The sequence below is a fragment of the Pseudomonas sp. HMSC063H08 genome, assembly GCF_001813645.1.
GTDB lineage: Bacteria > Pseudomonadota > Gammaproteobacteria > Pseudomonadales > Pseudomonadaceae > Pseudomonas > Pseudomonas aeruginosa.
Genome location: NZ_KV813477.1, coordinates 8,906 through 9,242, shown reverse-complemented (window position 1 = coordinate 9,242; position 337 = coordinate 8,906). Strand labels below are relative to the sequence as shown.

At 62.0% G+C, this 337-nt stretch carries 1 protein-coding gene; it reads right to left on the bottom strand.

All coding sequences use genetic code 11. The features are described from left to right. Nucleotides 1–317 (bottom strand): TIGR03757 family integrating conjugative element protein (locus HMPREF2924_RS37020; RefSeq protein WP_083325391.1); only part of this gene is annotated, 317 nt, incomplete at its 3' end. Nucleotides 318–337: the final 20 nt, after the last annotated feature.

Below are 337 nucleotides of genomic sequence, written 5' to 3'. Positions count from 1 at the left end.
CTCCACGCATCGGCGACGTCTTGTTGTGCCTTGACCAGCTCTGCCTGCAGGCGGCGCCCATCGGGGCTTTGTAGCAATCGCTTAAACGCCGCTTGAGCATGCTGTGGATCCTGGGGCAAGGCCGCAGTCAGTTGCTCCTCGAGGTGTTCCTGGGCGTCCAGAAACAGAACGCGCGACGATCCGGTGGCAGAGACCGGATGAGCCTTGTCGGTGATGACCCAGGTTTCGGCCTGGCTCGCGCCGCTCAGCAGTACCAGTAGTAAGCCAACGGCCAGCGTTTGTGGCCGCCAGCCAGGGGAAGAGTAATGAAGAGGCATGGGTCTGTACCGGTTCGAGG